The organism is Exiguobacterium sp. UBA7533, from assembly GCF_002479335.1.
GTDB lineage: Bacteria > Bacillota > Bacilli > Exiguobacteriales > Exiguobacteriaceae > Exiguobacterium_A.
The window spans coordinates 237516-252864 of record NZ_DLMP01000005.1 but is presented as its reverse complement, the minus strand read 5'-3'; the positions used below and the strand labels follow the sequence as shown (position 1 = coordinate 252864).

11 protein-coding genes and 1 riboswitch are annotated in these 15349 nt (G+C 50.2%); of the genes, 8 read left to right on the top strand and 3 right to left on the bottom strand.

All coding sequences use genetic code 11. The annotated features are described in order from the left end of the window. Positions 1 to 107: 107 nt before the first annotated feature. From parC to B2U10_RS08745, 3 genes are all read right to left on the bottom strand, one after another. Positions 108 to 2513, bottom strand: coding sequence for a DNA topoisomerase IV subunit A (parC, locus tag B2U10_RS08755; protein ID WP_290786883.1), 2406 nt, complete (start codon positions 2511 to 2513; stop codon positions 108 to 110). Beyond that, the gene (gene parE / locus B2U10_RS08750; RefSeq protein WP_035407952.1) at positions 2506 to 4476 is read right to left on the bottom strand and encodes a DNA topoisomerase IV subunit B; all 1971 of its coding nucleotides are present in this window, start codon (positions 4474 to 4476) and stop codon (positions 2506 to 2508) included. Before parE ends, parC begins: the two co-directional genes overlap by 8 nt. 178 nt (positions 4477 to 4654) lie before the next feature. After that, positions 4655 to 5056, bottom strand: coding sequence for a CoA-binding protein (locus B2U10_RS08745; protein WP_035407950.1), 402 nt, complete (start codon positions 5054 to 5056; stop codon positions 4655 to 4657). Positions 5057 to 5485: 429 nt separating this feature from the next. On the opposite strand from B2U10_RS08745, the gene B2U10_RS08740 reads away from it, so the two are divergent. The 8 genes from B2U10_RS08740 to B2U10_RS08705 all read left to right on the top strand — a co-directional run bounded on the left by B2U10_RS08740 (position 5486) and on the right by B2U10_RS08705 (position 15307). After that, positions 5486 to 6526 carry a tyrosine-type recombinase/integrase gene (locus B2U10_RS08740; protein WP_290786880.1) on the top strand — a complete coding sequence of 347 codons (1041 nt, stop codon included), beginning with the start codon at positions 5486 to 5488 and terminating at the stop codon, positions 6524 to 6526. 30 nt (positions 6527 to 6556) lie between these two features. Beyond that, the gene (locus B2U10_RS08735; protein WP_290786877.1) at positions 6557 to 9166 is read left to right on the top strand and encodes a DEAD/DEAH box helicase; all 2610 of its coding nucleotides are present in this window, start codon (positions 6557 to 6559) and stop codon (positions 9164 to 9166) included. Continuing rightward, complete coding sequence (locus tag B2U10_RS08730) at positions 9163 to 9693, top strand: glycerol-3-phosphate acyltransferase (RefSeq protein WP_290786874.1); 531 nt, start codon at positions 9163 to 9165, stop codon at positions 9691 to 9693. The genes B2U10_RS08735 and B2U10_RS08730 overlap by 4 nt, the downstream gene beginning before the upstream one ends. Before the next feature lie 13 nt (positions 9694 to 9706). Continuing rightward, positions 9707 to 11257, top strand: coding sequence for a GNAT family N-acetyltransferase (locus B2U10_RS08725; protein WP_290786871.1), 1551 nt, complete (start codon positions 9707 to 9709; stop codon positions 11255 to 11257). Positions 11258 to 11547: 290 nt separating this feature from the next. Next, on the top strand, positions 11548 to 12219 hold the full coding sequence (locus tag B2U10_RS08720) for a 50S ribosomal protein L25/general stress protein Ctc (protein ID WP_214728666.1): 672 nt from the start codon (positions 11548 to 11550) through the stop codon (positions 12217 to 12219). Positions 12220 to 12314: 95 nt separating this feature from the next. Continuing rightward, positions 12315 to 12414, top strand: a riboswitch (TPP riboswitch). A gap of 100 nt (positions 12415 to 12514) precedes the next feature. Further along, positions 12515 to 13087, top strand: a complete 573-nt coding sequence (locus B2U10_RS08715) for an ECF transporter S component (protein WP_290786868.1) — start codon at positions 12515 to 12517, stop codon at positions 13085 to 13087. Then, positions 13084 to 14613, top strand: a complete 1530-nt coding sequence (locus tag B2U10_RS08710; RefSeq protein WP_290786865.1) for an ABC transporter ATP-binding protein — start codon at positions 13084 to 13086, stop codon at positions 14611 to 14613. Before B2U10_RS08715 ends, B2U10_RS08710 begins: the two co-directional genes overlap by 4 nt. Further along, a complete protein-coding gene (locus B2U10_RS08705; RefSeq protein WP_290786862.1) occupies positions 14585 to 15307 on the top strand; it encodes an energy-coupling factor transporter transmembrane component T family protein in 723 nt (240 codons plus the stop codon). Before B2U10_RS08710 ends, B2U10_RS08705 begins: the two co-directional genes overlap by 29 nt. The last annotated feature ends 42 nt before the right edge of the window (positions 15308 to 15349 follow it).

The window sequence follows — 15349 nt, the reverse complement described above, 5'->3', positions numbered from 1 at the left end:
GATATTTCTAGGGATAAATCTCAAAATTCCGAGCATTCGTCTCAAAATTCCCTCTCCTGCCCTGCTAAATCTAAAAAAAGCTCCCCCGTTATCCGGAGGAGCATCGCTTATCGTGTATACCAGTCGAGCAAGGGACCGAATTTCTCTTCATCATAGGCGAATGAACCGTTCGATAAGCGGTCGAGGAACGATAACGAACCAATTTGGATCGTTTTCTCCTGCTCTTTCCCGCTGAGAACCAATTCTTTCGCTTGCGTGACATCGATCAATGCTGCGACTTGGTGTGGCTTGGACTTCAAATCACGGAGCAACTGTAAGCCACGGAGCGCACGGCTCGAGACTTGGAACTGATCCGCGAGACGCATCTTCTTCAAGGCACCCCGTTGCGTCAAAAGAACGATCTGCGGCGCTTCCTTGAAGCCAATCGCACCCGCGACGACGTCCTGATCCTTCAGGTTGATTGCCTTGACACCGGCAGCCCGGACACCGACGACCGGGACGTCGTCTTCCGTGAACCAGAGCCCGAAACCGTTCTGTGTCGCAAGGAACAGGTCCGTTTGACCCGTCGAGACCTGAGCGTACAAGACTTCGTCGTCTGCCTTCAGACGGACGCCTTGGAGTGGTTTTGACTTCCGCTGTGCATTGTAATCACTCAGTTTCGAGCGTTTGACCATCCCTTGACGGGTAACGAACAAGCAGTGATGGGCTTCATCGAACGAGCGGACGAGATCCGCTGAAAGAACCCGGTCACCCGGTTCGAGAGGGACGAGGTTCGCGACGTGTTGACCGCCATCTTTCCATTTCGTATCCGGCAATTGGTGGACCGGAATCAGCAAGTAGTTTCCGCGAACGGTCCAGACAATCAAGTGATCGGTCGTCATCGCTTGCCCTTGGAGCAACGGACGATCCTGTTCCTTCAAGTCCGGTAAGTCGTTCGAGGCACCGAATGAACGGAGTGATGAACGTTTGACGTAACCGTTCTTCGACAGGAAGACCATCGTTTCCTCGACAGCGATCATGACTTCCGTCTTCAGCTTCAGTTCTTCTACTTCCGCTTCGATCGTCGAGCGACGTTTGTCCGCGACTTGTTCTTTCAAGACCGTCAATTCCTTGATGATGAGACGATTACGTGTCTTTTCATCGTTGAGGATCTTCTCAAGACGAGCGATCTCCTTCTCGAGTTTCGCCGCTTCTTCCTGTAACTCGACGATATCGGTATTCGTTAACCGGTAGAGTTGAAGCATGACGACGGCTTCCGCTTGACGGTCCGTGAAGTTGAACCGCGCAATCAGCTTGTCCTTCGCATCTGCTTTATTCGATGCAGACCGGATCAAGGCAAGTGTCTCATCGAGGACAGAGATGGCTGTCATCAAGGCGGAGACGACTTCCTGGCGGCGTTTCGCTTGCTCAAGATCAAACGCTGTCCGACGGATGACGACTTCCTTGACGTGTGCGAGATACGCATCAAGGAGCGTCAAGACGCCCATTTGCCGCGGTGTCCGCTCGTGGATCGCGACCATATTGTAGTTATAGGCAATTTGTAGATCCGTTTGTTTGAGATAGAAGTGTAAGACACCTTCCGCGTCCGCTTCCTTTTTCAACTCGATGACAACACGTAAACCATCGCGATCGGTCTCGTCACGAACTTCGGCAACACCTTCAACCTTTTTATCAAGACGGAGTTCTTCCATCCGTTTGACGAGGTTCGCTTTGTTGACCTCATACGGGAGCTCAGTGATAACGATTTGCTGGCGACCGCCCCGCAATGTCTCAATCATTGAACGCGAACGGATGATAACTTTCCCACGTCCTGTCTCGAACGCCTTTTTGATGCCGTCAAGACCTTGAACGACGCCACCAGTCGGGAAATCAGGACCTTGCATGTGCGTCAATAAGTCATCGACGTTCTGAACCGTACCGGAGATCCGACCGATCGCAGCATCGAGGACTTCCCCCGCGTGGTGCGGTGGAATCTCGGTTGCGTAACCAGCGGAGATCCCCGTCGAACCATTCATCAGCAGGTTCGGCAGTAGTGATGGTAAGACGAGTGGTTCTTCCGTCGTATCATCGAAGTTGAGCGTATAATCAACGGTCTGTTTGTTGATCCCGTCGAGAATGAGGCTTGAGACTTTCGACAGACGGGCTTCTGTATACCGCATCGCTGCCGCACTATCGCCGTCGATTGATCCATTGTTTCCTTGCATATCGATCAACGGATAACGGAGCTTCCACTCTTGGCTCAAGCGAACCATTGCTTCATAGACCGATGAGTCACCATGCGGGTGGTAGTTACCGATGACGACGCCGACTGTCTTCGCCGATTTTCGGTAAGCACGGTCGAACAGGTTTCCTTCCGTATGCATCGCATACAAGATCCGACGTTGTACTGGTTTCAGACCATCACGGGCATCCGGTAAGGCACGATCTTGAATGATATATTTCGAATAACGACCAAACCGGTCGCCGACGACTTGCTCGAGCGACAGGTTCAGGATGTTTTGTAGATTAGACATGTTCGTTCACACTCTCTTTCGTCACGTGCTCGTTCTCGATGATCGAGAGGTCTTCTGCGAGACCGAAGGCGACATTGTCCTCGATCCACGTCCGGCGGTGTCCGACGTTATCGCCCATGAGGACAGAGACGCGTTTTTCCGCTACGGCAGCATCGTCGATCGTAACCCGAATCAACGTCCGTGTCTCGGGATCCATCGTGGTTTCCCAGAGTTGCGGTGCGTTCATCTCCCCAAGTCCTTTGTAACGCTGGATCATATAACCTTTACCGAACTTCTTCGTCGTTTTCTTAAGTGTCTCTTCGTCCCAGACGTATTCGAACTTCTCCGATTTGCCTTTTCCTTTTGAGACGCGGTAGAGCGGTGGTAAAGCAACGAAGACCTTCCCAGCGTCAATCAATGGGCGCATGTAGCGGAAGAAGAACGTCAACAGCAAGACTTGGATATGCGCGCCATCGGTATCGGCATCGGTCATGATGATGACTTTGTCGAAATTACAATCTGACAAGTCGAAATCAGCTCCGACACCGCCGCCAATCGCGTGAATGATTGTGTTGATCTCTTCATTCTTCATGATATCGGCAAGTTTCGCTTTCTCTGTGTTCAAGACCTTCCCACGAAGTGGAAGGATTGCTTGGAACGTCCGGTTTCGTCCTTGTTTCGCAGAACCACCGGCAGAATCACCCTCAACGAGGAACAATTCATTCTTGTCCGCGTTTTTTGAAGCCGCAGGTGTCAGTTTTCCGTTCAAGATGCTCGAACGTTTTTTCTTTTTCCCGTTTCGTGCTTCTTCGCGCGCTTTCCGTGCCGCTTCCCGGGCTTGCGCAGCGCGAATTGCTTTTTTGATCAACAGCGTCGCCGTTTGTGGATTCTCTTCCAAGTACGTCGAGAGACGACGACTGATGACAGCGTCACAGCTCGTCCGCGCTTCCGGTGAGCCGAGTTTCGACTTCGTTTGTCCTTCGAACTGGAGGAATTCTTCTGGGATCCGGATCGAGACGATCATCGTCAACCCTTCGCGGATATCATTTCCGTCAAGGTTCTTATCCTTTTCCTTCAAAAGCGTGTTCTTTCGGGCATATTCATTCATGACCCGTGTCATTGCTGTTTTTGCCCCGACTTCATGTGTGCCGCCGTCGCGTGTCCGGACGTTGTTGACGAACGAAAGGACGTTTTCCGAGTACGCATCCGTGAACTGGAAGGCGATATCGACTTCGATCTCGTTTTCCGTTCCTTCGAATGCAACTGTCGGATGAAGCGTATCTTTATCATCGTTCAAGTACTGAACGAATTCGCTGACACCGTCTTGGTACTGGAAGATATCCTGTTTGTCGGACCGTTCGTCCGTCAACGTAATCTTCAGACCTTTTAGCAAGAAGGCTGATTCGCGTAAGCGTTCCGCAAGCGTATCGTAGTTGTATGTCAACGTACTGAAGATCGAGCCATCTGGTTTAAAGTAGACGCTCGTTCCTTTTTGACGCGTCGTACCCGTTTCAAGCAACGTCGTCTTCGGAATCCCGCCGTTTTCAAACGTTTGCTCATATTGTTTCCCGTCACGGAAGATCGTTACTTTCAAATCCGTTGATAAGGCGTTAACGACCGACGCCCCGACGCCGTGTAAGCCACCGGACGTCTTATATCCACCTTGACCGAACTTACCACCGGCGTGAAGGACCGTGAAGATGACTTCAGCAGTCGGTTTTCCCGATGCATGCATCCCTGTCGGCATCCCACGTCCATGGTCACGGACCGTGATCGCATTATCTTTATGGATCGTGACATCAATTTGTTCCCCGAATCCTGCAAGTGCCTCATCGATCGCGTTATCAACGATCTCGTAGACGAGATGGTGAAGTCCACGGTGATCGGTAGAACCGATATACATACCTGGGCGCTTCCGGACTGCTTCGAGTCCTTCGAGCACCTGTATGGCATCATCATTGTAGTTATTTAAGTCTGTCGCCATTCAATTCACCTCAAAATTCGAAATTACGACGTCGTTTTTACAAACGTTCGTTCGTTATTTCAAGTAGTCTGTCTCTAATTGTAGGCATCTTCTTGCTTCCTGACAAGCATAACCTGTAATGGGCATGAAAAAAGACACCTTCACGAACGGGTGAAGATGCCTAAAGTCGTGCGATGACTTACAGGTATTGATGTTCGATTTTGATGCAACGATTCTCAATATATGGAATGCCAGCGCCGAGCGCCAGGCTCTCTGCTTCGACACTTGAGAGACCAAGTTGATTCCAGATCATCCCGACGTCACCGTGAGCGACAGCATCTTTCGCGACATCCGCCAAAAACTCAGACCGACGGAAAACGTCAACGATATCGATGTGTCCTGGAATGCTTGCAACACTTGGATAGACTTTTTGACCGTTCCACTCGTTTAACGTTGGATTGACCGGAATGACTTCGTACCCGTGTTGAACCAAGTAGTCAGCAATCCAGTTCGCCGTCTTCCCAGAATCACTTGAGACACCGACGACCGCAATGCGTTTCGCATCCTTCAAATACTGACGTGCTTCTTGATCGGTAATCATTTAGAACTCCCCCTTATGAAAATAACTCTTACCTAACACTCTATACCCGAACCAAGATGAAGTATGCGAAATCAAGCACGTTTTCGACGTTTTTCAGAAATCGTCTTGAAATCAAATGAGTCGACCAATGACCCATCAGATGTCTTCTCGAGGCAACTGAGAGCGAAATTGACTATTCATTCTTTTTCATTGTTTTAGGTGACATAATACTTTTATTGTTATTAAATAGTCTCTACAACCCTTAAACCCCTAAAAATAAGTTAAATTCTCACGTGCATCGAGTTGACCAACGACCCGTCTAGCACCTTGTCGATGCAACTGAGCGCTCCCTGTCTGACAATTTAACATTGCGTGAAATAACTATTTCACGCAAACAAGTGTCTGACGTATCAACGTTTGGTATACTACTACTAGAGGGGTGATTGTCGGATGAGTTTATTTAAAAACCTAGGAAAAACAATACATAAAACGACCGTTTCGGCTACAGCACCAGCGATTCCCGGTTATGAGCGGATGCCACGCTTCATTCAGTCCTATTTAGATCAGTTAGCAGCCAAACATTTCTCATTAGCAACGATGCGTCGGTACGTCTATGACTATGAAGCGTTCTTCCAATTCGTCGCTGCGGCGTCAGGTGAAAAGGTAACAGCGCGAGATATTCCGCTTGAAGCATTCGTCGAGATCGATGCAGCAGGAATCGAAGCATACGCCGAATACCTTGCCTTAACGAAACAAAATGCACCGAGCGTCATCAACCGGAAGTTATCAGCGTTACAGTCACTGTTTCGTTATTTGGTCGATACCGGTCAGTTGTCAGAAAACCCGGTCGCCAAAGTCAATCGACCGAAACAAGCCAAACGGGAACCGGTTTATCTGACAAAACGCGAATGGGACGAATTGATTCAGTTATTACCGTCAAACGTTGAGATGAATGCCCGTGAAGCGTCGCATTATGAACGGGATCGTGTCCGCGACGTGACGTTATTCCAATTACTTGGCTATAGCGGGATGCGTTTAAGTGAGATGACGCAACTCGTCTGGAACGATGTCGATTTCCACGAAAATACGCTCCGCGTCATCGGGAAAGGCAATAAAGAACGATTGATTCCACTTGCGAAACCAGCACGAATTGCCTTACGCAAATACGCGATCCATTATCAGATGCCAACGAGCGGCGCCGTACCTGTCTTCCAAAAACACGGGAAACCACTCAGCCCACGGGCAGTCCAGCATATTTTGCAGCGGCACACGGAACGACTGAAGCCAGTCCTCCCCTTTTTAGAGCGCAAAAAAATTACGCCACATAAACTACGGCATACGTTTGCGACACGACTTGCGACCGGCGGGGTCGACGTCCTGACGATCCAGCAGTTACTCGGTCACGAATCCGTCGCAACAACGCAGGTCTATGCCCATATCGGTGATTCGGAGAAAAAACGCGCCGTCGATTTATTTGATGGTGAACGATAATAATATTATGTTAACTAAAGGAGGGATCTCATGAATTACGGGCTCAGTGAACGTAAAATCAAACAGATGTCTGATGCCTATGCCTTTCGACGGGGAAAGAAGTATGTCGCTGCCCGAAAGGTCACGTTACACAATTACCGGATGGGTGACGAGCTAATTGAAGCGAGCGTAGACGGTGAGGAACGATTCACGGTGACGGTCCGCGTCAAGGCGCACGGCGTCGACGCTGGCTGTAACTGTCCGTCGCTTGCGATGGATACGTCATTTTGTGGACATATCGTCGCTGTTTTGCTGGCGATGCATCATGTGCAGGCACACGGCACACCAACACCGCTCTCGCCGCAAATCCGCCCTTTTACGGCAATTCAAGTCGACGACGCAGGCGCGCGCAACTATTTACGCAGTCTCACACCTGATCGTCGGGTGGCGATTCATTTCGAACTGACTGGACCCGTCGTGACGCTCAAACGATTGACGGATAAACAGCAGCATCAACTGTCCCTGCCCTACTTCGATCGTTTGCTTGGACAGACAGAGTATTTGCAGCGGGTTGCGGATGTTTCGTTCAGTCCTGATTTACAGGAACGGATCGTTTCCGGTACACCGATCGCTAAGCTCCATCTCGATCGAACGGCTCAGAAAGTTGAAGTCCGCGTGTCGTTTGATTATCAAGGGATTCAGCTGAATCCGCTCGATGAGACGATTTACGCTGGGCGCGATCAGGTAACGGAGCAAAGTGTCTTACGCTATTTACGTGAATTCCAAGCAACACCATCGAATTCGCACTATGTCATCACCAGTGATGCCGCGCAGTATGCTTTTTTGCGGAGTCTGCTTGACGAACGGGTTGCGCTCGGTCAACTGGAGTTATTTGCAACGCAAGCCATCCGAACGACGTTACCAAAAGGACCCTTTCATCCGCGGATCGAAGTCGACGTGACAGACCGCCTCGACTGGCTCGTATTCAACTTTTCGATGAATGGGATTCCGGAAGACGAGCTGAAACGTGTCCTGGAGTCGCTCGTCTTACAAAAACGCTATCATCGCTTGAAATCCGGACAGTTCGTATCTTTAGAGACACGAGCCTTTCAGCAGTTGCAACGGGTTCTCGCCCAGATGGAAGCGAGTGAACGCGACTTACGCGACGGGCGACTCGTCTTACCTGCCGTCCGGAACATGAAGCATCTGATCGGTGCCTCCATCCTGCATCTCCATGCCGATTTGCTCGAGAAATGGTTCGAATTGAAATCCGGACAAGGATTCCGGCTCGACTTGCCGAATTCATTAGAGTCACAACTCTATCCGTATCAACGGACGGGCATTCAATTTCTGAAGAATTTGGACGCGCAAGGATGTCACGGCATCTTGGCCGATGAGATGGGGCTTGGAAAGACAATTCAAGCGATTGGTTATATAGCAACGATTTCGGATAGTCGTGCACTGATCGTCGCACCAGCATCACTGCTCCGCAACTGGGAGGCGGAACTGAAGCGCTTTTTACCCGGTCGACCGGTTCATGTCGTGACGGGATCTCAAACTAGCCGACTTTCCGAACTGAAGTACTTGGCTGAAAACACAGTGACGATCGTCTCCTATACGACGCTTCGGACCGACGTCCGTCGCCATCCTGTATATGACGTCGTTTTCTTTGATGAAGCACAGCACTTGAAGAATCCGCAGTCACAAACGGTCAGTCAACTGCGACATCTGCAAGCAAAACGCCGGTTCGCCTTGACAGGAACACCACTTGAGAATCGGCCGCGCGATATCTGGTCGATCTTCCATGTCTTGTTTCCGGAATTACTGCCGGATTTAGCGACGTTTGAGAAATGGTCGTTTGATGACATGCAACAATTCATTCAACCATTTTTATTACGGCGTGAGAAAAAAGATGTCTTACAGGACTTACCAAAGAAGCAGATCGAGCATCATTATGTCGAGCTCGGACCGAATCAAAAACGGTTATATGCGTCGTATCTCGCCAAATTGCAACTCGAGACGCTGCAGCATTTAGACGAAACGAAACGTGAAGATCGTTTGAAGTTACTGGCGGGCTTAACGCGGTTGCGGCAAATTTGCAACGATCCGGGATTATTCGTCGAGGGGTACACAGGGGAAGCAACGAAACGAACGCGTCTGCTCTCACTGATTGCAGAAAAACGAGCAGCCGGAAAACGGATCTTGATCTTCTCGCAGTATACGCAAATGCTCGAGCGCATTCGTTCGGATCTCGCGCAACGTCACCTCCCCCACTTCCTATTGACGGGTGAGACACCGCTCGAAGACCGGGTCGCGTTATGCGACCGGTTCAATGACGGTGAAGTCGATCTCTTCTTGATTTCGCTTAAAGCTGGCGGAACGGGACTCAACCTCGCCTCCGCTGATACCGTCATCCTGTTTGACAGCTGGTGGAATCCGGCCGTCGAACAACAGGCAGCCGATCGCGCCCATCGGCTTGGACAACAGTCTGACGTGACGGTCATCAAATTGCTGACACGCGGAACGATCGAAGAGAAGATGACGGAATTACAAGATCGAAAAGCCAAAATGGTCGATGCCGTCCTGACGGCTCCAGACAGTGACGCCTTGACCGTCAAGGAACTCGTTCATCTCGTAACGACAAAGGAGGAACAACGGTGATCCTTGATCTCCTGCTTGGTTATCTCATCGGTAGTATTTTAGGTGGTACGCTCTTTAAGTACATTAGTCGTACCGATTTGGCACAGGTCGGTTCCGGAAACATCGGTGCCCGCAATGCCCATCGTGCCGGTGGGCTTCCGGCTTTTTTATTCGTTTATCTGTTTGATGCCGCGAAGACAGTCCTTGCGTTGCAGATCACTGACACGTTTTATCCGGTCGCCCTCGCCGTGCTCATCGGTCACTTGTTTCCGTTGTTTCACCCACGACGCGGCGGTAAAGGGTACGCTGTATTTTCCGGAATCGTCTTCGCTATCACGCCATGGGCATATCTTGCCGGATTAGGCATACTCGGTTTGTCTTATCTCGTAACGAAAGATAGTGTCAAAGCGGGGCTTATTCCGGTCGTTTTACTTCCGTTACTACCCGTCTTCTTAGACGCAGGGTCAGTCAATATCTTGTGTACCGTTGCCGTAAGTCTACTTGTCCTGTGGGCTCATGATGCACTCCACAAGCCAGCCATTACATAAGGAGGACGTCTCCATGATCGACTTTTCCATTGCAACTGCGGACGACGCGGAAGCAATCCATGAATTGAACTACCTCACCTTTACAGAAGAGATTCCGCAACATCAACCGAACATCGAACGGAAACGAATTGATCGATTCCATGATCAGAACACTTACTTGATCGGTAAGGAAGACGATCGACTCGTCGCGATGATCGCCATTCGAAAGCATCGTCCCTTTTCGCTTGAGGAAAAGGGCGTGACGCTAGAAGAGACACTGACGGACCCAGCGGAAATCCGCTTACTTAGCGTTCGTCCCGAATACCGCAATAGTCGTACGTTCATGCAATTGATGCGCTTTTTAATGGTCTACCTCGAGCGGGAGACGATTGATCATGTCTATATCAGTGGTACGACGCGGGAAGCAAAACTATACGCGCGGTTCGGCTTCACACCGATTGCAGCTACGCTTGGTAGTGGTGACGCCCAGTTTGTACCGATGTTGTTGTCGCGCGCAACATACGAACGATCCGTCATCGCGGATGTCTTACGTCCCCTGCATTTTCTAGCCGGTCCGGTCGAGGTTGCGCCGACGGTCCGTCAAGCGGCGCAACAAGCACCGCGTCCACATCGGACGGCCTCGATGCGGCAGCTCGATCAAGATTTACGTGGCCGAATGTGTCAGTTGCTGGATTTGCCACATGTCTCGATGGCCGTCGGCAGCGGTACGCTCGCCAATAATATTGTCGCGCAACAACTCACTGGACATGGATTGATCCTGAACGGCGGCGAGTTCGGTCAACGCTTGATTGATCACGCGTCACGTGCCGGCAAGTCCTTTGATGTCCATACGCTTCCCCCCGGTCACCCGATCGACTTGAAGCAACTCGCTCATCAATTGAGGCAAACGGCATACAACTGGATCTGGTTGACGCATTGTGAGACGTCAACGGGTGTTCTCTATGATCTTGATGCAGTAAAAGTGCTGTTAGATCAACGAACCGCACTCGTCGTCGATGCGATCAGCGCTGTTGGAACCGGACGTTTCTCATACGCTGGTTGCAAATTCGTCACGACTGTTTCCGGGAAAGCGATTGGTGGTTTACCGGGTCTTGCGTTCATTGGTCACGCAGATCGCGTCCTACCTTCTCTCTGTATTCCCCGTTATCTGGATTTAGGACTCTATGCGGAAGGGGTTGCCTTTTCCGGCTCGTCGAACCTGTTGCTTGCCTGTCAGGCAGCGCTTGATGCCCTCGATCTTAATCAAGCAGCAATCAAGATGACCTATCTCGAACAAGCCGTCCGCGCAACTGGATTCCAACTCCTCGCACAACAAGAAGCACAAGCGCCGGGAATACTGACGATCGTTCATCCGTCCGCAACCGATTTAGGCGACGCTCTGCGCATTCAGGGGTATCACGTCCAGTACGAAAGCGACTATCTCGTTTACAATCAGTGGCTTCAAATTTCGACGATGGGACAGACGACGATGCGGCAAATTGAACGTCTCGTTCGTGTTTTAGTTCGTGAAAATCAACGAATCATCATAAAGAATGAAAAAAACGAAAGACCTCTCAACCCCTGATTTCAAGCGGTTTGGAGGTCTTTCGACTTCAAAAAGATAAAAAAGAGGTTTATGGATTTAAAACATAGGGGTATAAACTCATTAGCACCGCATCAAACCGGTGACTTACTCACACATGTTTCTCAATATCAGCGTAATGACCTGGGAGAGAAATGCAAAGTCACGAAAGCGTCAGATTCATGAGAGTCTGAAACCGATTGTCTTAGCATGATTCATATTGTTCAGGATTCGTCCTGCTCCTACATTCATTACCTTTTGAGGGCTATACCAAATTCAAGGGGGAAATGAACATGTCAGTTAATTTAACAGCCGAAAAACGCGAGGTACGTCCACGCTCACTCCGTAAACAATTGCGTCATGAAGGAAAAGCTCTTGGCGTCGTGTATGGTTACAAAGTGGAAAGTACACCAATCGCATTTGAAGAAAAAGAATTGCTTAAAATCGTCCGAGAAAACGGTGAAAATGTCTTGATTTCACTCAAACTCGATGGTAAAAATATTAACGTCTTGATCAATCGCCGTGATATGGATGTCTTCACACCAACAGTCGATCACGTTGAATTCATCGCCGTGAAAATGGATGAAGAAACAGAAGTCGAAGCAGACGTTGTACTCGTTGGCGAAGCAGCCGGTGCAAAAGTTGGTGGCTTCCTATCACAAACACTCTTTAAAGTAACAGTCGCCGCTACACCAGATAAATTACCAGAGAACGTCGAAGTCGACGTCACGAACCTCGAAATCGGCGATTCGATTTCTGTAGCCGATCTTCCAGAACAAAAAGATTTCCGCATCGTTACAGAAGGCGATATTCAAGTCGCAGCTGTCGTCGAATCGACACTCGAGCAGGATCTTGAAGAAATCGAGGAAGCAGAGGCACAAGCAGAAGCTGGCGAAGACAACGAAGCGGAAGCAACAGAAGCGTCTTCAGAAGAAACAGCTGAAGAGAACGAAGACAATAAATAAGTCATTTAACGATACGCCCTTTGCGGCGTATCGTTTTTTTGTGTCTTGACAACAGACGCTGGATTGCCTAAAGTGAACAGCGTATCACCTATTACCATATCCACTAGGGGAGCCCAATTGGCTGAGACGATTCACTTCGGACCCTTCGAACCTGATCTAGTTCATACTAGCGTAGGAAAGTGGAGCGATCACATCCAATGACTCCTGCTGCGCGCAGTTTTTCTGAGGACCGCTCTCTTTTTTACGGAGGGCGGTCTTTTTTGGCGTCTCCCCCATTCAAAGGAGGACGTATCTAATGCAACACTGGAAAATGAAAGAAATCATGGTCATGATGATGCTCGCCGTCGCTTGCGGCGTCATCTATCTTGGTTGGTCAACACTCTGGTTACCGATCTCAGCGATCTTCGGTCCTGTCGGTGCCAACTGGATGTTTGGCATCTGGATCATTGCGAGTCCGCTCGTCGCAGCAATCATTCAAAAGCCAGGTGCCGCTTTAATTGCGGAAGTCGTCGCGGCAGCCGTCGAACTGTTCACAGGTAGTCATTTTGGTTTATCCGCTCTTCTGATCGGAGTCTGCCAAGGACTTGGTGCGGAACTCGTCTTCGCGATGACGCGTTACCGTCATTATGACACATGGACCTTGATGTTATCGGGTGTTGGAGCCGCGATTGGTAGCATCGTTTATAGTCTAATCGCGAACGGATTCGGTTACTACACAACGACGACGTTGCTTGCGACAACTGGCTTACAATTGATCAGCGGCGCATTACTCGGTGGCTTGCTTGCAGCCATTCTCGTCCGTCGCCTTGTTGCGACTGGTGTCTTGAACGGGTTTGCGGCAGGAAGTGCGAAACGAGAAATCGCATGATTACTGTCGACGACCTCAGCATCCGCTATCCCGGTCAGATGAAATCGGTGCTCAATCATGTATCGCTGACGATTGAGCAAGGGACGACCCTTCTGCTCGGACGAAGTGGGAGTGGCAAGACGACATTACTTCATGCCCTTGCCGGACTGACACCGGAAACGATTGAAGTCGAACAGACTGGTACCGTTACCCGGTCCGGTTCGGTCGGAATCTTGTTTCAAAATCCAGAAGAACAGTTCTGCATGGAGACGATCGGACGCGAAATCGCTTTTAGTTTAGAAAATCGCTCGATTCCGCGCGTGGAGATGGATGAACGAATTGAACGCTTACTCGCACTCGTCGGTCTCCCCCTCCCCTTCTCGACACCGATCGCGAGTCTATCCGGTGGAATGAAACAGCGTCTCGCGCTCGCAGCGGTCCTAGCACTTGAGCCGACGATCTTATTACTCGATGAACCAACGGCTCAGATTGATCCAATCGGACAACATGAGCTGATGGCGTTGATTTTTCGGATTCAAAAAGAACACGATTTAACGATCGTCTTGATCGAACACCAACTCGATGTCTGTTTGTCGTACGTCGACCAGGTCGTCTTGCTTGAGGACGGATCGATTACTGCGACAGCAGATCCACGGGATCTGTTCCCCCAAGATTACAAAGAGCTTCAAACGAAAGGTATTGCCGTTCCCTCTTTGTATCCGTATACGTTAGAGACATTACCCATAGATGGACCGCAAGCGGCGCGACTTCATGTGCCTTCCCCCGTCGCTACAGCTGGTCGCTCTTTGTTACACGTCGCTGCATTATCGACGAAAGCACCATATCCGCTGACCGATGCGACATTTTCCCTGCAGACAGGAGAATGGGTGATGCTGCTTGGGGCAAATGGATCTGGGAAAAGTACATTGCTTGCGACACTCGGGCGGTTGCTTCCCAATCGTGGAACGTATCAGCTCCAGGGACGTCCGGTTCATCGTTACTCCCGGCGTCGCTTTTATGAGCACGTTGGCTATGTCTTTCAACAACCGGATCTGCAGTTTCTTAAGCTGACGGTCGAAGCGGAAATCGACTGGAGCCACCGGGCAACGACGAACGTTAAGCGCGCGGCGTTGCTCGAACGGCTGGAACTGACATCTGTCAAACAGCAGTCACCACTTGCTCTTAGTACGGGGCAACAACGACGGCTCAGCGTCGCAACGATGCTCGGACAAACGAAAGACTTATTGTTGCTCGATGAACCGACCTTCGGACAAGATGGATTGACGACACGACGCTTAATGGAACAGTTACAGATGGAACAACAGAACGGTACGACACTCGTCATGGCGACGCATGATGTGGAGCTCGTCGCCCGGTATGCGGATCGTGTCCTCGTCATGGAGCAAGGACGGATTGCTTTTGACGGTCGCCCAAGCGAGTTGTTCGCTGACGTTCCATTACTCGAGCGCTGTCAGCTACAACGTCCACTTTCGTACCAATTCCAGGAGGTGAAACGTGATGCAAACGAACGTGTCCCCGTTCGCTAAACTCAATCCCGTCATTAAGGGAAGCGGATTGTTTTTGATCATGTTTGCCTTGATTGCAACGAATGACTGGGTCAAAACGTTAGTATTCCTGAGTTTTGCTATCGCACTGCTACTCCTTTCCGGATGGGGTCCTTTTGATTTCTTGAAGCGACTTGCGCCGTATAGTCTATTATTCTTATTGACGTTCTGGATGATGGCGGCTTTCGGCAAAGGAACGAATACTCTTTGGTCGTTTGGTTGGTTTCATGTCACGTCGGAAAGCGTCGCGCACGGCTGGTTACTTGCCTTGCGGATGGCCACGTTCGTCTGCTTGAGCCTCGCTTTCGTCACGACGACCGACGCGACCCGTTTCGTAATGAGCTTGATCCATCAGGCGAAGTTATCGCCCCGCTTTGCTTACGGATTCCTTGCCGGGATTCGCTTTCTGCCGCAACTGGTCGAAGAAGTCCGCGTTTTGCGGCAAGTCCGGATGATTCGCAATGTGCACAGTCGCTTTCCTGGTGATGGATTTCTTTCAATTGGCTTACCGCTCTTCTCACGATCGATCCAGCGGGCAGAACGGATGGCGATTGCTCTCGAAGCCCGTCACTTTTCAGCAGAGCGAACGTATTACGAGGTACCGGTCGTTCAGCGTCAGGATATTATTTATCTCGTGATCATCCTCCTATTCATCAGTCTTGTCTTTTGGCTATGATTACCGCCACCCGTATCCGGGTACACTCTAGCAAGACAGATT